The sequence below is a fragment of the Salisediminibacterium beveridgei genome (genome assembly GCF_001721685.1).
Classification (GTDB): Bacteria; Bacillota; Bacilli; order Bacillales; family Salisediminibacteriaceae; genus Salisediminibacterium; species Salisediminibacterium beveridgei.
In genome coordinates this window covers 1245757-1260384 of the sequence record NZ_CP012502.1, presented here as the reverse complement: position 1 = coordinate 1260384, position 14628 = coordinate 1245757, and the positions used below count along the sequence as shown (strand labels likewise).

Annotated in this window: 14 protein-coding genes; 1 reads left to right on the top strand and 13 read right to left on the bottom strand. The window is 45.4% G+C overall.

Annotated elements, in window-relative coordinates; translation table 11 throughout:
• The first annotated feature begins 74 nt into the window (after window positions 1–74).
• On the top strand, window positions 75–701 hold the full coding sequence (locus tag BBEV_RS05730; protein WP_069364596.1) for an NUDIX hydrolase: 627 nt from the start codon (window positions 75–77) through the stop codon (window positions 699–701).
• Between the two features lie 5 nt (window positions 702–706).
• Here the strand turns inward: BBEV_RS05730 and mtnN are convergent, their stop codons facing one another.
• The 13 genes from mtnN to recD2 all read right to left on the bottom strand — a co-directional run bounded on the left by mtnN (window position 707) and on the right by recD2 (window position 14627).
• A complete protein-coding gene (gene mtnN / locus BBEV_RS05725) occupies window positions 707–1408 on the bottom strand; it encodes a 5'-methylthioadenosine/S-adenosylhomocysteine nucleosidase (RefSeq protein WP_069364595.1) in 702 nt (233 codons plus the stop codon).
• A gap of 129 nt (window positions 1409–1537) precedes the next feature.
• Entirely contained in the window at window positions 1538–2254 is a 717-nt protein-coding gene (locus BBEV_RS05720) for a YrrS family protein (RefSeq protein ID WP_069364594.1), read from the bottom strand.
• Between the two features lie 240 nt (window positions 2255–2494).
• Window positions 2495–2965: a transcription elongation factor GreA gene (greA, locus tag BBEV_RS05715; RefSeq protein ID WP_069364593.1), complete on the bottom strand. Its 471-nt coding sequence runs from the start codon at window positions 2963–2965 to the stop codon at window positions 2495–2497.
• 285 nt (window positions 2966–3250) lie between these two features.
• Complete coding sequence (gene udk / locus BBEV_RS05710) at window positions 3251–3883, bottom strand: uridine kinase (protein WP_069364592.1); 633 nt, start codon at window positions 3881–3883, stop codon at window positions 3251–3253.
• Window position 3884: 1 nt separating this feature from the next.
• Window positions 3885–5159, bottom strand: coding sequence for a peptidase U32 family protein (locus tag BBEV_RS05705; RefSeq protein WP_069364591.1), 1275 nt, complete (start codon window positions 5157–5159; stop codon window positions 3885–3887).
• 20 nt (window positions 5160–5179) lie between these two features.
• Complete coding sequence (locus tag BBEV_RS05700) at window positions 5180–6109, bottom strand: peptidase U32 family protein (protein WP_069364590.1); 930 nt, start codon at window positions 6107–6109, stop codon at window positions 5180–5182.
• Complete coding sequence (locus tag BBEV_RS05695) at window positions 6096–6758, bottom strand: O-methyltransferase (protein WP_069364589.1); 663 nt, start codon at window positions 6756–6758, stop codon at window positions 6096–6098. The genes BBEV_RS05700 and BBEV_RS05695 overlap by 14 nt, the downstream gene beginning before the upstream one ends.
• Before the next feature lie 111 nt (window positions 6759–6869).
• Window positions 6870–7994 carry an endolytic transglycosylase MltG gene (gene mltG, locus BBEV_RS05690; protein ID WP_069364588.1) on the bottom strand — a complete coding sequence of 375 codons (1125 nt, stop codon included), beginning with the start codon at window positions 7992–7994 and terminating at the stop codon, window positions 6870–6872.
• A 154-nt stretch (window positions 7995–8148) separates the two neighbouring features.
• A complete protein-coding gene (locus tag BBEV_RS05685; protein WP_069364587.1) occupies window positions 8149–8454 on the bottom strand; it encodes a DUF1292 domain-containing protein in 306 nt (101 codons plus the stop codon).
• 37 nt (window positions 8455–8491) lie between these two features.
• A complete protein-coding gene (gene ruvX / locus BBEV_RS05680; RefSeq protein WP_069364586.1) occupies window positions 8492–8908 on the bottom strand; it encodes a Holliday junction resolvase RuvX in 417 nt (138 codons plus the stop codon).
• The gene (locus BBEV_RS05675; protein ID WP_069364585.1) at window positions 8905–9177 is read right to left on the bottom strand and encodes an IreB family regulatory phosphoprotein; all 273 of its coding nucleotides are present in this window, start codon (window positions 9175–9177) and stop codon (window positions 8905–8907) included. The genes ruvX and BBEV_RS05675 overlap by 4 nt, the downstream gene beginning before the upstream one ends.
• 121 nt (window positions 9178–9298) lie before the next feature.
• Entirely contained in the window at window positions 9299–11932 is a 2634-nt protein-coding gene (gene alaS, locus BBEV_RS05670; protein WP_069364584.1) for an alanine--tRNA ligase, read from the bottom strand.
• A 406-nt stretch (window positions 11933–12338) separates the two neighbouring features.
• The gene (gene recD2, locus BBEV_RS05665; RefSeq protein WP_069364583.1) at window positions 12339–14627 is read right to left on the bottom strand and encodes an SF1B family DNA helicase RecD2; all 2289 of its coding nucleotides are present in this window, start codon (window positions 14625–14627) and stop codon (window positions 12339–12341) included.
• Between the last annotated feature and the right edge of the window lies 1 nt (window position 14628).

The window sequence follows — 14628 nt, the reverse complement described above, 5'->3', positions numbered from 1 at the left end:
ATTCGTTCCAATCCATTGAGATTTGTTATACTGTACGTATATGAAAGCAGCAATGTTCAAGGGAGAGGGATTATATGAATACACGTGCAACTGATTTGATCAGTTATTTCGAAGACCGCAAAGCAGGCATACTCGGTCAACATAAATCTGTTCATTTTTCATTATTTCTTCCGCTGCTTTACCGGGATGATCAATGGCATCTTCTGTTTCAGGTACGATCTACCCTTGTAAAACAGCCCGGCGAAGTTTGTTTCCCGGGAGGCAGAGTGGAAGAATCCGACCAGAGTTACGCTGCCGCTTCGCTCAGGGAACTTCAGGAAGAGCTCGGTTTACAGGAAAAGCAAGCGACACTTCTTGGCGAATTGGACATTATGGTCACACCATTTCAGTTTATCGTTCACCCTTTTATCGGGATCATACATGATGAGAACGCCATTACACCTCAGGAAACCGAAGTCGCAGAGGTATTCACTGTCCCTGTGAAAGACTTGATTTCCATGGATCCTAAACAGCATAACATCCGGCTTGATGTTAGACCTGAATCCGGTTTCCCTTATCACCTGATTCCAAACGGCCAGGATTACAGCTGGCGCACAGGCCATATCAAAGAATTGTTTTATGACTATAACGGCCGGATCATTTGGGGGTTAACTGCAAGAATCCTCGCGCATGCCATCGATGAAATCAAAAACCTGGAATAATTTCATCAAGTCAGCTCTTTCATCTCCTCGAGCATAGCCATGACAATGTTCGCTGAATTGATGCCTGCTGTTTCAAGGAATTCCTCATAAGACATCAGTGCATCTTTTCCGGCAATGTCGGATAAGGACCGGATAATCACAAACGGAACAGCAAACTGATAACATACCTGTGCTATCGCTGCAGCTTCCATCTCAGCGCATTGGGGTTCAACAAACATCTTCTTCAAACGCTCCACGCGTTCATGATCACTCATGAAGGAATCCCCTGATATGATCAGACCCTTCGCTGCATTGACTCCTGCCCCACCTGCACTTTTTCCTGCAATTTGCACCAATCTTTCATCAGGACTAAACAGCGCGGGCATTTGTGGCACCTGCCCGAATTCATAGCCGAAAACTGTAGCATCGACATCGTTGTAGCGCACTTCTGTGGAAATGACAATATCACCAACTGATAGCCGGGGATCGAGTCCTCCTGCAGAGCCCGTGTTGATAATATAGTCCGGATGATATAACTGGTTCATCAACGTTGTGCTAACCGCAGCATTGACTTTACCAATCCCGGATTTGGAAAGAACGACTTCCACACCGTAAAGTTCCCCCAATGTAAACTCACAGTTTGCAATCACGGTCTCTTCAATGATATCCATTTTCGAACGAAGCATATCCACTTCTTCGTCCATTGCTCCTATCACACCGATTTTCACAGCCACCACTCCCTATTATTCATAATTCTGTTACATCATAGCGAACCTGACGTTCTTACGCAACACAAATTTTCCAGATCAACGTCCAGTCAATATCGAAAAACCGGGGAAAATATCCCCCGGTTTTCATCAGTTATATGGATTAGACGAAAGTTGTTCTTTCTCAGTCGGCATCCAGCCCTCATTCTCTACCCAAGACAATGTAATCTCATAAACCTCAGAACGATCCTCTCTCAAACTGACTGTACCGACTGCTGTCTCGTGATCCCCGCCATTACCGAGCCATTCGATAATCATGTCTTCTTCATCAGTGTTCATGGCATATTCCAATGCACGGGTCATTTCTTCCCAGTTAACGTGATCCCTGTCATAAACTGCCGTGAAAGGTTCATCCTGCACTGTACCAATTGGACCCCATTCACCTTCTGTCACTTCGCCATTACTGTTTCCAGCTGCGCTCTCATTGTTTGATCCTTCATCGTTATTCGATGATGTGTCATTTTCATTCTCTGTTTGATCATTGGACCCATTTTCATTGGCTTCGACGTTTTCGTCAGAAGAAGATTCATTGTCAACATTCTCCTGGTTATTTTCGTCTGAAGATTCATCAATATCTGCATCAATCGTATTTTCTTCGTTTTGCTCATTCTCATTATTTTCAATTTCCTCTATATCCTGATCATCATTCACTGCCACAGAGTCATCGTTGCCTCCCATGAACATGGATGCAGATATCACAACAATTAACAGTGCTACCAAACCGATCGCTACATTTAAAATCGTATTCATTCTTTTTTTTCGGCGAACCTCACTGCGATTAAAATCCTGATTATCAAACTCACTCATATCCTGAGTTCCTCCTTCTATTCCAAATCTATTTCCTATTATAGACGATACAAGAAAGGATTACGATACAGTTTCCATGTAATTCATCAATTGACATCGATTTGTTAACCTTTTGTAACAGGAAAAGCAGTCTTCGAATGATTATAGTGTATACCTTCGGCGAAACAGACTCCCTTGAATGATTGACAAACCCCCGACCAGTTTTACACTTCAAGTCGGGGGGTTCATCCTATACTGCGATCACGATACCGCTGTTATTTTCACCGTCATATCGCCGCCTGGTGTAGATACGACGACCTGGTCACCGATTTCACAACCGAGAAGGCTTTGTGCCATAGGCGATTCATTGGAAATTTTCCCTTCCAATGGATCAGCTTCAGCGCGGCCCACGATGACATACTTTTCTTCTTCACCATCCGGAATTTCAACAAAAGCGACTGTTTTGCCAAGGGATACTTTGGATGTGTTTTTGTCTTCTTCGATGATCTCTGAATTTCGGATCATGGTTTCAAGCTGCTGAATACGCCCTTCCACAAATGCCTGCTCTTCTTTGGCAGAATCGTACTCCGAGTTTTCGGAAAGATCCCCAAAGCTTCGTGCAATTTTGATTCGTTCAACAACTTCTTTTCGTTTTTCAGTTATCAATTGTTCAAGTTCCTTTTCGAGCTTTTCTTTACCTTGTTCTGTCATATAGTGTTTCTCTTCTGCCATTGTTTCTTTCACTCCTTCATATTGTTTCAACCGTTTCGATTTGCCGGTAACGCTTCCATATCAATTTACCAGACAGAAGCCGGTTGTAACGTCTTGAAACGGTAAACGCCCGGCCACAAAGTCTCTTTGAAGCCGGAGCGTAATGCATCGATCTTATACAGAGCATTAACCGATAATTTACAAACCGAAATGCTCTGAGGTTATTATATACAAAAAAAGATAAAAAAGCCATTAGAAACTTTCTAATAATGGATGATCAAGAAATGTTCATGAAATGTCCACACTTTATTTTTCGATTTCGTTTGTTATTGTTCTGATTTTCGATACCAGGAGATCGATGGCAACATGGTTATGACCCCCCTCAGGAATAATCACATCAGCATATCGCTTGGTTGGCTCGATAAACTGCAGATGCATCGGCCGAACCACAGAAGTATACTGATCAATCACAGAATCAATTGTGCGACCCCGTTCCTGAATATCTCGTAACAGACGGCGAATAATACGTAAATCCGAATCGGTATCTACAAATACTTTAATGTCCATCATGTCTCTCAGCCGATCATCTTCAAGTATCAAAATACCTTCCAGTATGATCACATCTCTTGGTTCCTGTGTGATGGTCTCTTTCGCCCGTGTATGGTTTGGGTAATCATATACCGGCTTTTCGACAGCTTTTCGTTCGAGCAGTTCATGTAACTGATCAATCAACAGGTCCGTATCAAACGCCAGCGGATGATCATAATTGGTTTTTAATCGTTCCTCCATCGGCAGATGATCCTGATTTTTATAGTAGGCATCGTGTTCAATCATTAAGATCGACTGCTCAGGGAACTCTTTACAGATCTTGTGGGCCACCGTCGTTTTACCGGAACCGGAACCTCCCGCAACACCTATGATCACAGGTTTGTTCTCCATGTTATGAAAGTTCCTTTCTCATCATGTTATAGGGGGAAACCGGCCTGTCTGTTTTAAACGACACAACCTGCAGTGGATGACGGGCTGCATCAACAGATTCGCCTTCGTCATTGATAATTTCACCTACGGTCATCGAAAAGGATTCAATATCCGGTCCGAAAAATTCCACCTGATCACCAGGGCGAAAGTGATTCCGCTGCTGCAAGGTGACTGTACCTGTTTCCTCATCATAATCTAACACAAGTCCTGCAAAATCAAAAGGTGTTTTTTGCTTATGTTCACGAAACATTTGCTCTTCAAATCCTGGTACATGTTCAAAAAAAGCAGGCGCTGCCGGCCGGTTAGCGCATTTCTCCAGTTCTTTAATCCATTCTTTTTTCATTGTAAAACCGTCAGGATCCTCACAGTAGGAATCAATGACCTTTCTGTAGACACCGATTACCGTCGCAATATAGTGAATGGATTTCATGCGCCCTTCCACTTTCAAACTGTCAATGCCTGCCTCGATCATTTTCGGGATGGATTCAACAAGATTCAAATCTTTCGGCGACATTGCGAACGGGGCATCGTCCTCATCAAACAATGCCTCTGCGTCATCCACAACCGGCGTGTTCCCGTCTTGATAGAGGAAATAATCCCATCTGCAGGATTGACAGCATCCGCCACGGTTTGAATCTCTTGCAGTCATATGATTACTAAGCGTACAGCGACCTGAATACGAAATACACATGGCGCCATGGATAAATGATTCAATTTCAATATCAACATGCTTCTTCATCTCGAGCATTTCCTGAAGACCAACTTCTCTTGCCAAAACGACACGATCCAGTCCTTCATCCTTCCAAAACTGTACAGCCTGCCAATTGGTCAGTGACTGCTGTGTGGAAAGATGAATCTCGAGTTCAGGAGCATACTGCTTACACGTTTCAATGATCAACGGATCAGCAACAATAATACCTTTAATGCCTACACGCTGGAGGCCTTCGAGATAAGATTCAAGTCCCTCCATGTTCTCATTATGGGCAAAGATATTCGTCGTGACATAAATACACGCGCCGTATTGATTGGCGAATTCCACAGCTTCGCTCATTTCATCACTCGAAAAATTGTCTGCATTGGAACGCAGGCCAAAATCCTGACCTCCGATAAAAACAGCATCGGCACCATAACGCACCGCAACTTTTAATTTTTCAAGATTTCCAGCCGGTGCAAGGAGTTCCGGTTTTTTGGTGATAACGCGCTTCGTTTTTTTACTTTGTTGACTTATCGTTTCCACTTGGACATTCCTCCTATCTGTCAATACACGGATTCTTTGAAGAAGAATCCACTGTCGAGCTGTCTGTTTTCTGGTTGAATGTCCTGAACGGCTTTGAGCCACTTCTCTTTTTGATCCAGATAACTGTCCGGATCTGCACGATACTGATCAATTGCCTGCCGATAAAGTGCCGTAATGGCCTTCAGATAGGCTGAGGATTTAAGGATGCCGTCTATCTTGAAAGAATCCACACCCGCGTCCATCATCTCATCCAGCTCGTCAATAATACAAATATCTTTTGGACTCATAATGTGCGTTCCGTTCCAATCTTCCCAGATCGGGTACTTCACATCCCGCTCCGGATCATGCAATACGAGACTGCGGTCTTTCGAACGGCCCTCGACCGAGAGATCCTGCCCCTGGAATTCCATGTAATTCCCAACCAGCGTACGCTTGGATTGGAACATGCATGTCATGCCCTGCACCTGCACTTCGATTTCTACATCAGCATGTTCTTTGATTTCCAAAATGGCATCCATGTTCAATTCTCTGGCCAATACGGCTCTTGATGACCCTTTTCTGCCCCAGTAATTGGCTGTGAACCAGTTGGTGACCGTTGTTTCAGTATTCCAGTGGAGATTCACATCCGGTGCGTGTGTTTTCGCGTTCAGAAGGACTGCAGGATCACCGAACACAATCCCGTCTGTGCCAATTTGATTTAAAAAAGCCAAATAATCGGGAAGATCCGGCAGGGCTGCATTATGAAACAATGCGTTCATCGCAACATAGACAGACACGTCCGATGCCTGCGCCAATCTCACCGCTTCGGCAACTTCATTCTGATTAAATTCTCCAGCAAGCCGGAGTCCGAATTTTTCTTCACCAATCATAATCGCATCCGCACCGGCTTCGATCACATCTTTCACATTTTGTATATCAACTGGCGTGACCAGAAGCTCAGGTTTTTTCATTATCGTTCCCTCCACTACGTTTTCTCGATATCATCAGGCCATCTCCGGCAGGGACAATCACAGATTCCCATTGCGGAGATGACATCATCAACTCATTAAATGCGCGTATTTTTTTCACCATCGCTCTAGTGTTCCGGTTCGGATGATCACCTTTCTCTGCAACCAATCCCTTAAACAAAACATTATCTGTAAAGACCGTCCCTCCTGCATTCACATAAGGGGCATAAAGGTTAAAAAATCGCTCGTACTGTCCTTTGGCCGCATCAATAAAAAGGACATCAAACGGACCGCGTTCAGCTGCCTGGTCTTCCAACTTCAGTGCATCTCCTTCGAGCAGCGTGATTCTGCCGCTCATGTTCATCCTTGTGAAGGTATCTGCTGCAATGACCGCCCGCTCCGGATCTCTTTCGATCGTGACAAGCGTCGCTTTTTCTGCTGCTTTGAGCATGCTCGCCCCCGAGTAGCCAATGGCCGTGCCGATTTCCAATATCCTGGAAGGTTGAAGCATCCTGATATACTGAAGCAGGATGTCAAGACTATCGCGCTCCATTATGGGAACCTCATTACGCGCTGCATACTGTTCGAGCTCTTTGAAGTACCCTTCTTGCTCGCCTATCAATGAGTGAATATAAGCAGATTGATTGTTCATTTCCCCATCTCCTTATGGTGTTTACCCATTACAATCCGATACATTTTAACATAAAAAGAAAGAGAATGCGACTGGCGCATCCCTCTTCCTTTGTTTCGTAAACACTTACGTTTATTGGTACTGATCGACGATATTCTGGTGTTCTGCGTTCGTCTCGGAGAAATAGACATCACCTTCAGGTGAATGGTAAAAGAACAGATAGCTGTGATCTTCCGGGTTCGATGCCGCGCGAATGGATGCTTCGCCCGGGTTGTTGATCGGACCGGCAGGCAGTCCGGAGATCTGATACGTGTTATACGGTGAATCCAATTCCAGATGTTCATTTAACGTCCTCGAAAAGCGTTCCCCGTGCGCATAACCGACCGTTGGATCCATTTGAAGTATCATATTGATACTTAACCGGTTGTCAATCACTCCGGAAATCTTCTCTCGCTCATCATCTCCCTGTGCTTCCCCTTCAATAATGGATGCTTTAGTAAGTGCCTCGTGAATCGTATCTTCCGATTCAAAAGTGTTCGCACTCTGGAGCACCGAATTCATCCGGTCAAGCATCGCTTCGATAACCTGTTCATTCGTTAATTCTGTTTCTATAAAATCATACCGGGCAGGGAACAGATATCCTTCCAGCGGTTCACGAATATCCTCCTCGAGAATTTCTTCTGTGAGCATATCGTACTGCTCAATCAAATCCTCAAGATAGTCTTCATCCCGGACCGTTTCAAGGAATGATTCTTCTTCAAGATTGGTTTCATCAGCAACCCTGACTGCAATCTCTTCTATCCAGAGTCCTTCGGGAATCGTAAAGATCGTTTCATATTCCTCTTGCACGGTACCGGTTTTCAATTCTTCAATGATTTCATCAAAATGCATATCTGGGCGAAGCAGATATTCTCCTGCCTGAAAACCCGCTTCGTTTTGAAAACGGACATAGTATCGGAAAATCATGTCACTCTCGATAACACCTTCCTGTTCGAGTAATTCTGCGATCGAATCCGTGGTCGAACCAATCGGGACAGATATTTGCACTTCTTCAGATTCCTCATTTTCTTCCGGTTCAATCGCTGCCATAACGTAGCGGTACGCACTGAATCCCGCAACAGCAATGACAATCAGTAAGACTAAAAAGACAATGAGCACGATTCGTCTGACGATGGTCGCCTCCTTTTTACGCTGCTGTACTTTTTCTTTATGTTTTTGGCGCTTTTCTTCTTTTCTTTTCTGTTTATCATCTGTCATGAACAGTCGCTCCTTTCACCAAAACCAATTATACAACAGATCTCTTCAGAAATCCCACTATTTTATCAACAAACATACGAAAAGGATCCGTCAATACAAAATCGATTGGCCGGATCCTTTTGATTCTATATGAGTATAACTGGAGGGAAAAGCGTTACTCTTCGTCTTCTTCCTCAGTGAATGTATTCAGTAATTCCTCAACCATTTCCCACTCACTGTCAGTTTCGATCGGGAACAGTGTAATTTCACCCTGCTCATCCTCTTCATACCGGAATGCATGGACTTCCACTTCATCGTCCTCGTCACCTGTCGAACCTTCTGGTACGACGAGCATATAGGATTTTTCTGTCGAATCCACATCAAAAGTGAAGAGCACCTCGAATAATTGTTCATCGCCGTTTTCGTCCGGGATCACAATCCGTTCTTGTTCTCCACCTTCATTAATTTGATAGTCAGCCATTGTTGCATCATCCTTTCTTATGTTCTATTGCAGCTGATCAGGATTTGGAATCCAGATAGCCTTGTAATATCAGTACTGCTGCGATTTTATCAATGACGCCTTTTCGCTTTTTCCGGCTGACATCCGCACTGATCAGCGTCTTTTCTGCTGCTGCAGTCGTCAGTCGTTCATCCCATAGAATGACCGGCAAGCCTGTGCGCGCTTTGAGTTGTTCGGCAAATTCTTGACATAACTCGCCGCTTGGACCAATGGTCCCGTTCATGTTTTTTGGAAGACCCACGATGATTTCTTTTATACCCTGTTCTTCAATCAAGTTGATTAGATAAGTGAAATCTTCTTCCTCATGTCCCTTTTTACGCCGGTGTGTTTTTATACCCTGGGCCGTCCAGCCAAATGGATCACTGACGGCGATGCCAATGGTCTTTGTTCCGACATCAAGACCAAGAACCTTCATTCCTCTTCTTTTATCTGCTTCGCAAGATAAGACCTCACAAGCTCTTCAATCAGCTCATCACGCTCTACCTTCCGGATCAGGGAACGGGCATCATTATGGCGGGGAATATAAGCCGGATCACCGGACAACAGATAGCCTACGATCTGATTGATCGGATGATATCCTTTGTCATCCAGCGCACTGTAAACCTTCATGAGAACAGTTTTCACATCGTCGTTACTCGAATCGTCGTTAAAGTTAAACTTCATTGTATGATCTTGCGAACCCATAACACAACCACCTCTCTATCGTTCTTTCCATGTCCCGCTTCCTGAACCCTGTAAACTGCAATGAATACACTGCAATCAGTGTACGGGATTCTGTTTTCATTGTACATCAAATTGATTCAAATCACATGTTTTTTATTAATTCGGGCACCTTTTCCAATGCTTGTGGTAACGCCGATGGATCCTTACCGCCTGCCTGAGCCATGTCCGGACGTCCACCGCCACTGCCGCCACATGCCATGGCCACTTCTTTTACGATATTGCCGGCATGATAGCCTTCTTTGACAAGGTCTTTGGAAACGCTGGCCACGATACTGACTTTCTCACCGGTTACAGCACCAATGACCACAATACCAGAAGGAATTTTCTCTTTCAACGAATCAACAGTTTGTCTCAAGGCAGACATATCCTTTGCTTCCACCTGTTTAAACAGGACCGCAACGCCGTTGACCTCTTTTACATCATCCAGTACCGATCCGGCTTCCAGATTACTCAGTTTTGCGGATAAAGAAGCCATTTCCTTGTCCTTGTCTTTCAATTGTTTTTGCAGCTGTGTCACCCGATTGGGCACTTCAGCGATATTTGATTTCAAACTCGACGCCGTTTTCTTGAGGATCTCAAGCTGACTATTCATATATTCATAGGCACCTTTACCAGTTACGGCTTCAACGCGGCGTATTCCTGCCCCGATTCCCGCCTCGGAAACGAGTTTGAAGAGACCAATCTCTGCGGTATTGTCTACGTGACAGCCCCCGCATAATTCCAGACTGTAGTCACCCACCTGCACGACTCTGACTTCTTTGCCGTATTTTTCACCAAATAACGCCATCGCACCCATCTCTTTTGCACGGTCAATCGATGTATTCATCGTTTCAACCGGGATCGATGCCCAGACTTTATTGTTCACGATCTCCTCCACTTGTTCGATCTCTTCTTCCGTCATTTGACCGAAGTGGGAGAAGTCAAAACGAAGACGTTCTTCACCGACATAGGAACCAGCCTGATTCACATGTTCACCTAAAACATCTTTAAGCGCCCGGTGCAACAGATGTGTTGCAGTATGATTCTTAATGATCCCTTTTCGCGTGCGCTCGTGGACAGCAGCAGTCACTTCGGCGCCCACCTTCAACGTGCCTTCTGTCACTTCACCGATATGAAGATGCTGTCCGTTTGGTGCTTTTTTCACATCTTTAATATGGACCGTTACACCCTCTGCATGAACCATTCCCTCGTCTGCCAGCTGACCACCGCTTTCTGCGTAGAAGGGGGTCTGTGTCAGCAAAAACTGGATCTCGCTGCCGGCAGCTGCAAAGTCAATTTTTTCACCGTCTTTGACAATTGCTGTGACCACGCCTTCGTCTGTCAACGTATCATAACCCGTAAAGGTGCTCGGATCTTCTATGCGCCCAAGTACATCATCCTGCAATTGCATGGAACCGGACTCTTGTCTTGCGGATCTTGCTCTTTGCCGTTGTGCAGCCATTTCCGTATCAAATCCATCTTTATCAACCGTAAGTCCGGCTTCTTCCACATATTCTTCCGTCAGGTCAACAGGAAAACCGAACGTATCATACAACTTAAATACCGCTTCTCCCGGAATCACCTGTTCACCTTTTTCCTTTGCTTTTTCAATGAGGTTCGTAATCATGTTCATGCCATCCTGGAGCGTCTCATGAAAACGCTCCTCCTCGGTTTTAATAACTTTCTGAATGAACTCACGCTTCTCCTTGACCTCCGGATAGAAGGCATGCATGACATCTCCTACAACCGGTACCAGCTGATACATAAACGCTTCGCTGATACCCAGCTGTTTAGCGTAACGAACCGCTCGTCTTAAGAGGCGCCGGAGCACGTAACCCCGTCCCTCATTGGAAGGAAGAGCACCATCTGATACGGCAAAGGTCACCGTTCGGATATGGTCAGCCACAACTTTGAACGCTGTATCAAGCTTTGAATCCTTCCCATAGGCAATGCCTGAAATAGCTTCGGTCTTCTCTATTATTGGAACAAACAGGTCTGTATCAAAGTTCGTCGGCGCATCCTGAATGACTGATACGATCCGCTCAAGACCCATCCCCGTATCAATGTTCTTCTTTGGAAGCGGCGTGTAGCTGCCGTCAGGGTTATGGTTAAACTGACTGAATACAAGATTCCAGATTTCTAAATGCCGCTCATTCTCGCCGCCTGGAAACATTTCCGGATCATCAGGATCATCGCCATAAGATGGCCCACGATCATAGAAGATTTCCGTGTTGGGCCCACACGGCCCTTCTCCGATATCCCAGAAGTTCTCTTCAAGGCGGATGATGCGTTCTTGCGGCAGGCCGACTTCTTTGTGCCAGATGTTGAACGCTTCATCGTCCTCTGGATAAATGGTGACCGCTAGTTTTTCAGGGTCAAATCCGATCCACCGCTCATCTGTGAGGAATTCCCACGCCCAGAGAATCGCTTCTTGCTTAAAGTAGTCACCGATCGAAAAATTCCCGAGCATTTCAAAAAATGTATGATGCCGTGCTGTTTTACCAACATTCTCAATGTCATTTGTGCGAATGGATTTTTGCGCATTGACGATTCGTGGATTCTCAGGGATGACCCGACCGTCAAAATATTTCTTCAGTGTCGCCACACCACTGTTGATCCATAAAAGAGATGGATCTTCATGCGGAACGAGAGGGGCGCTTGGTTCGACTGCATGTCCTTTTTCCTTAAAAAAGTCCAGATACATTTGCCTTACTTGTGCAGATGTTAATCGTTTCATACTGCTGATGCCTCCTGGTTATAATATATTTTACAATTCCAAAAAAATAAAGAAAATACCGGCTCGCCTACGGGCAGGCAGGAAAATCCTTATTATACTTATACTTCCTGATAAGTATAAAAAAGCCCCTGTCATTAACTGACAGGGACGAATTCACTCGCGGTACCACCCAGGTTATCCATACAAAAACTGCACAGATCTCTTCCAAGCAGGTAACGGTTGCTTGCCGGCAAGTTTTCGCTTGCTCTCTGGAGTAGCATGTTTTTGACCCTGAATCCGGTTCTCCTTTCAGCCGTGGAAGAACCTCTCTGCAGGACGCGGTCATAAACCGTCTCCGTCATCGATTTTTTCAATTTCTTATCTGAGCTTATTATAGTGAAACAGCTTCTTGTTTGTCAACGTTTGATCAGGAGCGGTTTTTAGAAACCGATTTTTGAAGTCGCTCTTTCAAGGTCGTGCGCCTCGGTGATTCTTCACCGGTCACGACTGCTTTCTCAAGCGCCGACCATTCACCGCACAAAATCAGATACGCGGATGCGCGGGTGACCCCGGTATAAATTAATTTTTTCCGCAGCATCCGCCAGTAGCTTCTGACAACCGGCATCACGACGATGGGAAACTCACTCCCCTGTGATTTATGTATGGAACAGCAATAAGCCAGCGTAATGGCGTTCAACTCATTTCTGAGGTAGTCCACTTCTTCACCGTTAAACGAAATGGTGATGCGCATCATTTTATCGGCTGTTTCTTTCTCCGTCATGATCGCGACAATTTCACCTCTGTCCCCGTTGAACACATTGTTCTCAGGATCATTGATCAGTTGCAGGACCATATCCCCAACACGGTACACGGCATCCCCGAAACGGACTTCCTTCACCTTTTCAGACGGAGGATTAAAAAGTTCCTGAAGCATGTCATTCAACAGATTGACACCTGCATCCCCTTTATACATCGGGGCAAGAACCTGAATATCACTCGCCCGAAATCCTTTCTTGATCGCACCCAGGCACACCTGCTTCACAGTATCTTGAACACCGGATACCTGGCAAGGGAAGAAGCGGAGGTCTTTGTTTTCTTTGTCTATTCCACCTTGGGGAAGCTGTTCCTGTTTAATCTGATGAGAAAATTCAATGATCTTGGATCCTTCCGCCTGTCGAAAAATTTCCACCAGTTTCACACTTGATACAGCACCAGAGGCAAGCATATCCTCGAGGACCTGCCCTGGCCCGACACTCGGCAGTTGATCTTCATCCCCGACGAAAATCACCTGCATCCAGGTTGGTGTTGCTTTTAGCAGCTGATTCATGAGCCAGGTATCCACCATCGACACTTCATCAATGATCAGTACTTCCCCGTCGATCGGATCCTCATCATCTTTTTCAAAGTACCCTTCCTTCTCGCCTTTGTAACCAAGGAGTCGATGAATGGTTGAAGCCGGAAGCTGTGTCGATTCAGTCATTCGTTTCGCAGCACGGCCAGTTGGTGCCGCCATCACAATCGGGAACGGTGCATCATTTTTGCCGTACTCCTCCGGTATTACGGATTGTCCTTTCAGCTTTCCATAGACGTTGACAATCCCCTTGATCACGGTGGTCTTCCCCGTTCCGGGTCCGCCTGTTAAAATCATCACCGGTGAATGCAGCCCTTGAATCACAGCTTCACGCTGAGAATCTGCATACGTGATGCCGAGTTCTTCTTCCACTTCGCCTAACGCTTTATAGATTTCCGCTTCCGGAAATGTATCGACTTCATCCATCCGGTTAATCAGTCGATCGAGGTGGGTGACGATCCCGCGCTCAGCATGATACAAGGACGGCATAAAAAAACGTCCGTCTTCTTGACGTAACTTATCTTCTTCTTCGAGCTCCAAAAGCTGGCGGGCAAGCAGATCAACGTCAATCGCCTCACTCACACCCTGAGAAAGCAATTGATCAGCCAAACGTATTAATTCCTGATCTTCGATATAGGTATGGCCGTTTGAAAAAGTCTCTTCCTGAAGTGTGAAGAGAATCCCTGCTTTTAAACGGTCCGGATGATTGGCAGTTAAGCCTTGTTTGCGCCCGATCTGATCTGCCTTTTGAAATCCGATTCCCTCTACATCTTCCACGAGTTCATACGGATTTTTCTCCATCTTTTCAACGGCAGCCTCCTGGTAGGTCTGGTACACTTTCAATGCCATTTTCACACCGAATCCGTACTCATAGAGTTTGGTGAGTATGACCTCAATCCCCTGATCTTCGCGAAGTTGATCCACGAGAATCGCAGCTTTTTTCTGATTCATCCCAGGCACATCATCGAGCACTTTTTTATTCTCAAGGATTTTGGAAATCGCAGTTTCACCAAGGACTTTCACAATGGATTCCGCTGTTTTACGCCCGATTCCTTCAAAACGTTCGCTCGACAGATACAAAATGATCCCTTCTTTTGTTTCCGGAAGAACCGTTTCGTATCTGTCGAATTTGAACTGCGGTCCATAGACCGGATGTTCGGTCATCCGGCCTTCAAAACGGTATGTCATATCGTTCTCAGGCGGTTTCATCATCCCGACAACCGTCAAGTCTCTCTCTTCAATCGTCTCACTGGATTTCTTGACTTTGAATTTGGCCACTGTATAAAGAGAGTCCGGCGCATGAAAAATCTGCTGGATCAGTTCTCCTTGAATGAATTCCTGTTCGAGATTGGTTTCATCGACCATC